Genomic DNA, 5,582 nt, shown 5'->3' with positions numbered 1-5,582 from the left:
GAAAACATTGGCAAGATGGTCATCATTGACATTGAAACAGGTGACTACAAAGTTGATGAAAATGGCTTACACGCTGCTGACTTATTGAGCGAGAAACACCCCCATGCTCGGCTCTTTGGGATCAAAATTGGCTACAACGTTGCTGCCGCTTTTGGTGGGGGTATTATGGAGCGTGTAGTTAAGTGATTTCAGGTATTGTGGCTAATGGACACCCGATCATCACTATCCCATTTCGGATTCCAAATCGCGCTGACTTTCCGATTGAGTTTGTAGTAGATACAGGATTTACAGATGAGCTTTGTTTACCACCCGAAGCAGTAGCATTACTGAATCTTCCTTTCAGGTACGATATGCGTGCGAATTTAGCAGACAACAGCCAAGTAATGCTGCCTCTTCACAAAGCAATTATTATCTGGAATGGTGAGGAGCGAGAAACTCGTGTATTTGCCACAGGACGGCGACCCCTGGTTGGAACTGCTTTATTAGATAGCCATGAACTTGTGATTCAGTTTACGGAAGGTGGGTTGGTGACAATTGACGAATTGTAGTTCTCAGCATTAGCGCAAACGCAGGCTAACTTAGTCGTTATACTGAATCGGTTTTTAATAGCATGATTAACTCCCAATCCAAGCTTAAAAACCCGCTCTCCCCCATACCTGTTAAACGGGATTTAGGATCAGAGCGATCGCTAGATTAAGGGTTAAGTAATGTTAAGATCATAATTCTTCATGAAGAAAGCGCATGATCGCCGAGTAACTGTAGCCAAAAATACCAAATTTTGTCCCAGTCACAATAAAGTAGGGATCAAGCGCATTCGATCGAAGCAAGAATTTTCTCCCCAGTATCTATGAATCAATCAGAAAGTTGCGGTAAGGTCTATCTCGTCGGTGCGGGTCCCGGGGATCCCGGTTTGTTGACCTTAAAAGCAAAAGTTCTCCTAGAAAATGCCGATGTTGTCCTCTATGATGCCCTAGTTAGCCCCTCGATTCTAGCCATGATTAACCCCCGGGCCGAACAAATCCATGGGGGTAAGCGTCGCGGTCGTCATTCTCTGGTACAGGAGGAAATCACCGCTTTACTGATCGAGAAGGCCCAGACTAATGCCGTGGTTGTTCGTCTTAAAGGAGGGGATCCCTTTGTTTTCGGTCGCGGGGGCGAAGAAATGCTCGATCTGATTGCGGCCGGAATTAGCGTCGAGATCGTGCCGGGGATCACTTCAGGAATTGCTGTGCCTGCCTACGCCGGTATTCCCCTCACCCATCGCAATTATAGTTCTTCCGTTACCTTCGTCACCGGCCACGAGATGGCGGGTAAATATCGTCCTCAAGTTAACTGGTCAGCGATCGCCCATGGCGCGGAAACAATTGTCGTTTACATGGGTGTGCATAATTTACCCTATATTATCGGCGAGTTAACCAAAGCGGGCAGAAGTGCAGAAACACCGATCGCCCTGATTCGCTGGGGAACAACACCGCAGCAACAGCAGTTAATCGGTACTTTCAGCACAATTATGGACAAGATCGAAGCCACCGGCTTTGAAGCCCCAGCGATCGCTGTTATCGGGGCAGTGGTGGACCTTCACGATCTCTTGCAAGCGGGACAACCTTTGCTCTCCAGGACAATCCCCCCTACACCCATTTCTCTCTGATTCGGTTTCCATGCGTCAATATCAAAAATCCCTGACAATTGCCACCAGTCCCAAGAATTTCCATCGTCTCACTGCCCCCATAGAGGCGATCGTGGCTGAATCGGGCATAACGACGGGATTATGCAGTGTCTTTGTCTGTCACACCTCCGCTTCTTTGCTGATCCAAGAAAATGCCGATCCCGATGTTCTCACCGATTTGGCCAATTTCTTCGCCAAGTTAGTCCCAGAAGATAGCAGTCTCTACTATCACTCTACCGAAGGGCCAGACGATATGCCCGCTCACATTCGCTCGGCCCTAACCCGGACATCGGAACAAATCCCGATCGCTAGGGGTAAATTAGTTTTAGGCATCTGGCAAGGTATCTATCTCTGGGAACATCGTCAGAGTCGTCACCAAAGACAAGTGGTGGTTCATATCACCGGGGTCTGAAGCTTTGCGTATAGTTTTGTAATAGAAACTTTACTCGTACCCCTCATCGGAGTAAGATTTTTTCCGTGTACGATCAAATTGTTCGCTTTTTGAACAAAGAACTTCATATTTCGTAACAAAAGGAAACAATTTATGCGAAAATTGTTCGCTCTGGCCCTGGTGCTATCTCTCTGGTTCACCTTTGCCGCTCCAGCGTCGGCTGATTTGTCCAATCTGACCCCTTGTAGCGAAAATCCCGCTTTCCTACAAAAAGCGAAGAGTTTCCGCAACACCACTCCTGACCCCGAATCGGGAGCCAAACGCGCTCAAACCTACTCCCAAGCTCTCTGTGGACCTGAAGGCTATCCGCACCTAATTGTTGATGGTCGTTGGGACCACATGGGCGATTTCTTTATCCCTAGCATCCTATTCCTGTACATTGCCGGTTGGATCGGTTGGGTTGGTCGGGCCTATTTAATCGCCGTGCGCGACGACAAAGATGCCGAAATGAAGGAAATCATCATCGATGTTCCCCTCGCTCTCAGCAAAATGTTAACGGGTTTTCTCTGGCCCTTGGCGGCTTTACAAGAAGCCACTTCCGGTAAATTAACCGTTAAGGATTCGGAAATTACCGTTTCCCCTCGTTAATTTTTGTGTCAAACCCTTGACTTTTTATTCCCTAGGAGAACTCAGATGGAAGGACTTACTAAATTTCTCTCGTCCGCACCCGTGTTAATTATGGCGCTGCTGACTTTCACCGCCGGGATTTTAATCGAATTTAATCGCTTTTATCCCGATCTCTTATTCCACCCGCTAGGTTAAAGGCAATCTCAGGTGATTAAAGGGGATACAGAGTCCACTGTATCCCTTTTTAATGACAATGATCCCAGGGATTGGGGGAATATTAAGAAAAGAAAGACACTGGAGACGACAGGCTCTCAAAATCGATAAGATACAGGTATCTGCAACCACAGAGGTGGGACAAACCATGCTGTTAGATAGAGATTTGATGCTAGAAAAGCGGCTGCGGTATCAAGAATTACAAGAAAAACTAAAAGAGATTTGGCAGGGAGAAAACGTTCTCGAATCGGATGAATACGATTATGATATCCTAGTTGTCCCTTCTTTTAGTATCGATCAGAGAGTCGGTCAAAAAGTAGCGGGTTTTTTACATTACGAAGAAAGATTATTATTTTCTCTGATTCGGTTGCGACACCCGAAAACTCGTTTAATCTATGTAACAGCGCAGCCACTGGCGCGGATGGTGATTGATTATTACCTGCAATTGTTGCCCGGGATTCCTTTTTCCCATGCTAATAATCGTCTGTTATTACTGACAACTCACGATAACTCTTTTCAACCTTTAACCCAAAAAATTCTGGAAAGACCGCGCTTAGTAGCAAGAATCCGGCAAGCGTTGCGTCGAGATCGTGCCTACATGGTTTGTTTTAATTCTACTAATTTAGAGCGAGAATTGTCTTTACAATTAGATATTCCTTTATTTGCCTGTAGTCCAGACTTATTGTATTGGGGTTCTAAAAGTGGCAGTCGCGAGATTTTTGGTCAAGGCAATATTCCCCATCCTGACGGTAGTTTACAGGTAAATACGGTCAAGGATTTGTTATACGAAGCCGCTAGTTTGTGGTCTCGTCAACCGCAACTAAAACGCATGGTAGTTAAATTAAATGAGGGGTTATCGGGAGAAGGAAATGCAGTTTTAGATTTACGTCCTTTAGGGGGAATTGTTGATAGTAACAGTCTAGATTTAAGCGAGAGAATCAATCTCTTGGCCAAACAATTAGAGAAGATGAGTTTTCAAGCAAGGGATGAAAATTGGGACAGTTTTTCTGGCAGAATTGCTGAATTAGGGGCAATTGTCGAAGCTTTTATTGAAGGAGAAGAAAAGCGATCGCCGAGTGTGCAAGGTTATATTACACCCACGGGAGAAGTGAAGATTCTTTCCACTCACGATCAAATTTTAGGCGGTCCCGATGGTCAAATTTATCTAGGTTGTCATTTTCCTGCCGATGAAAATTATCGCCTACAATTACAGGAATTAGGTCTAAAAATAGGGGAAATTCTGGCAGCCAAGGGGGCAATTGAACGCTATGGAGTTGATTTCGTCGCTGTGAAAAATCCAGAAACTTTAGTCTGGGATTTACAGGCGATCGAAATTAATCTGCGAAAAGGAGGAACCACCCATCCTTTTATGACTTTGAAGCTTTTAACTAATGGTGAATATGATCGAAAAACCGGATCATTTTTCAGTCAACCTCACCAGGAAAAATACTATATTGCCTCCGATAATCTCCACAAACCCCAATACAAAGGTTTACTTCCCGATGATTTAATGGATATTATTGCTAAACATCACTTGCATTTTGATAGTAGCAGTAAAACAGGAACAGTTTTTCATCTCATGGGTGCGCTGTCGGAATTTGGTAAATTAGGGTTAACTTGTATCGGCAATTCTAGTGAGGAAGCTGCGGCAATTTATCAGCGTGTGGAACAGGTGTTAGATTGGGAAACAGAGCATAGTTCCATAAATTTAGGTTATTATTCTGGATTACCGATCACTTGGATATAACTAGACTGATTTACTGGGTATAATTTTTTGTTTCAGAGATTTAATCATCCAAGCAGGCAGTTCTAAAAATTGATAGATAGCTAGATTCCAAAGATAGCCATACTGAGGGAATTTTCTTAATAACATAACTTCCGATAAAAAGTAAAATCGCCAAGTTCTTTGGTATTCAGGAGGATTATCTTCAATTCGTATTTGTTCGGGATAATTCGGCAGCCAGTGACCGATTACTCGCTCTTTTTCAAAATATTTAGCCTGAATATATAAACCTAGTAATCTATCTAAACACCAAAAAGGAATATATTTAATCGGACCAAATAAGTTCATGAGATTAGTAATTTCTATCGTCGCTACTTGCACAGGTTCACTTTTCCAAACTTTTTTATCAAAATTTTCTAAATGGGAACCATTTTGATCGCGACGTTGATTGAGAAAAACTTGGGGATTAAAAGGATTATCTAAAGGAGCGATCGGTAATTCTAATAAATAATTATTCTCTTTAAATAAGTTGCTATTATTTTCTCTCCTGCTACAGATAGCTAAACTTTTTACATCGGGAATTGTTGGCCAAGGACTCTCTAATTTTTCTCGTTCACCGTAGGGAAATCCACATCTGGCTAATCTTAATACCCAACTATTGGGGAAGCGTTCAAAATAGTCTTTGACTAAGGTGACGATCTCAGGGTGTAAATATTCATCGCAATTGATTGTGAGAATATAAGTACCTCTGGCATTTAAAAATCCTGTACTTCTTTGAAGGGAGCATCTCACTTACGCAATGAGTAATTATACTTAGCCTAAAAGCCACTCTTAATCGTGTCTTGGAACGAAATAGAGGCTTTTAAAGACTGCGTACATGGAGAATTAAAACAAGAATTACCCTCGAAAAGCCTATTTTTCCACTAAGTATTTATGCTCATGGCAAAGGTGAGATGCTCCCT

General features: G+C 43.2%; 8 protein-coding genes. 7 read left to right on the top strand and 1 reads right to left on the bottom strand.

The features are described from left to right. From IM500_RS04820 to IM500_RS04790, 7 genes are all read left to right on the top strand, one after another. The coding region (locus IM500_RS04820; protein ID WP_287737844.1) for a hypothetical protein at nucleotides 1-186 on the top strand (186 nt) is incomplete at its 5' end. A gap of 11 nt (nucleotides 187-197) precedes the next feature. Then, entirely contained in the window at nucleotides 198-548 is a 351-nt protein-coding gene (locus IM500_RS04815) for a clan AA aspartic protease (protein ID WP_287737843.1), read from the top strand. Between the two features lie 299 nt (nucleotides 549-847). Beyond that, nucleotides 848-1,648 (top strand): uroporphyrinogen-III C-methyltransferase, encoded by an 801-nt coding sequence (gene cobA, locus IM500_RS04810; protein ID WP_190722172.1) that lies wholly within the window; start codon nucleotides 848-850, stop codon nucleotides 1,646-1,648. A gap of 10 nt (nucleotides 1,649-1,658) precedes the next feature. Further along, the gene (locus tag IM500_RS04805; protein WP_287737842.1) at nucleotides 1,659-2,078 is read left to right on the top strand and encodes a secondary thiamine-phosphate synthase enzyme YjbQ; all 420 of its coding nucleotides are present in this window, start codon (nucleotides 1,659-1,661) and stop codon (nucleotides 2,076-2,078) included. Between the two features lie 132 nt (nucleotides 2,079-2,210). Next, nucleotides 2,211-2,705 carry a Photosystem I reaction center subunit III gene (locus IM500_RS04800; RefSeq protein WP_287737841.1) on the top strand — a complete coding sequence of 165 codons (495 nt, stop codon included), beginning with the start codon at nucleotides 2,211-2,213 and terminating at the stop codon, nucleotides 2,703-2,705. A gap of 45 nt (nucleotides 2,706-2,750) precedes the next feature. Further along, nucleotides 2,751-2,879 (top strand): photosystem I reaction center subunit IX, encoded by a 129-nt coding sequence (psaJ, locus tag IM500_RS04795; RefSeq protein WP_002738148.1) that lies wholly within the window; start codon nucleotides 2,751-2,753, stop codon nucleotides 2,877-2,879. A gap of 166 nt (nucleotides 2,880-3,045) precedes the next feature. Next, nucleotides 3,046-4,644, top strand: coding sequence for a peptide ligase PGM1-related protein (locus tag IM500_RS04790; RefSeq protein ID WP_287737845.1), 1,599 nt, complete (start codon nucleotides 3,046-3,048; stop codon nucleotides 4,642-4,644). Here the strand turns inward: IM500_RS04790 and IM500_RS04785 are convergent, their stop codons facing one another. Beyond that, the gene (locus IM500_RS04785; RefSeq protein ID WP_242034486.1) at nucleotides 4,645-5,412 is read right to left on the bottom strand and encodes a glycosyltransferase family protein; all 768 of its coding nucleotides are present in this window, start codon (nucleotides 5,410-5,412) and stop codon (nucleotides 4,645-4,647) included. Between the last annotated feature and the right edge of the window lie 170 nt (nucleotides 5,413-5,582).

The organism is Microcystis sp. M179S2, assembly GCF_020245805.1.
GTDB classification, from domain to species: Bacteria; Cyanobacteriota; Cyanobacteriia; order Cyanobacteriales; family Microcystaceae; genus Microcystis; species Microcystis aeruginosa.
The sequence above is the reverse complement of the archived record's forward strand: the minus strand, read 5'-3'. Positions and strand labels throughout refer to the sequence as shown.

Coding starts and splice junctions, on each gene's coding strand:
- IM500_RS04790 (WP_287737845.1), top strand. CDS start 3,046: ATGCTGTTAGATAGAGATTTGATGCTAGAAAAGCGGCTGCGGTATCAA.
- psaJ (WP_002738148.1), top strand. CDS start 2,751: ATGGAAGGACTTACTAAATTTCTCTCGTCCGCACCCGTGTTAATTATG.
- IM500_RS04800 (WP_287737841.1), top strand. CDS start 2,211: ATGCGAAAATTGTTCGCTCTGGCCCTGGTGCTATCTCTCTGGTTCACC.
- cobA (WP_190722172.1), top strand. CDS start 848: ATGAATCAATCAGAAAGTTGCGGTAAGGTCTATCTCGTCGGTGCGGGT.
- IM500_RS04805 (WP_287737842.1), top strand. CDS start 1,659: ATGCGTCAATATCAAAAATCCCTGACAATTGCCACCAGTCCCAAGAAT.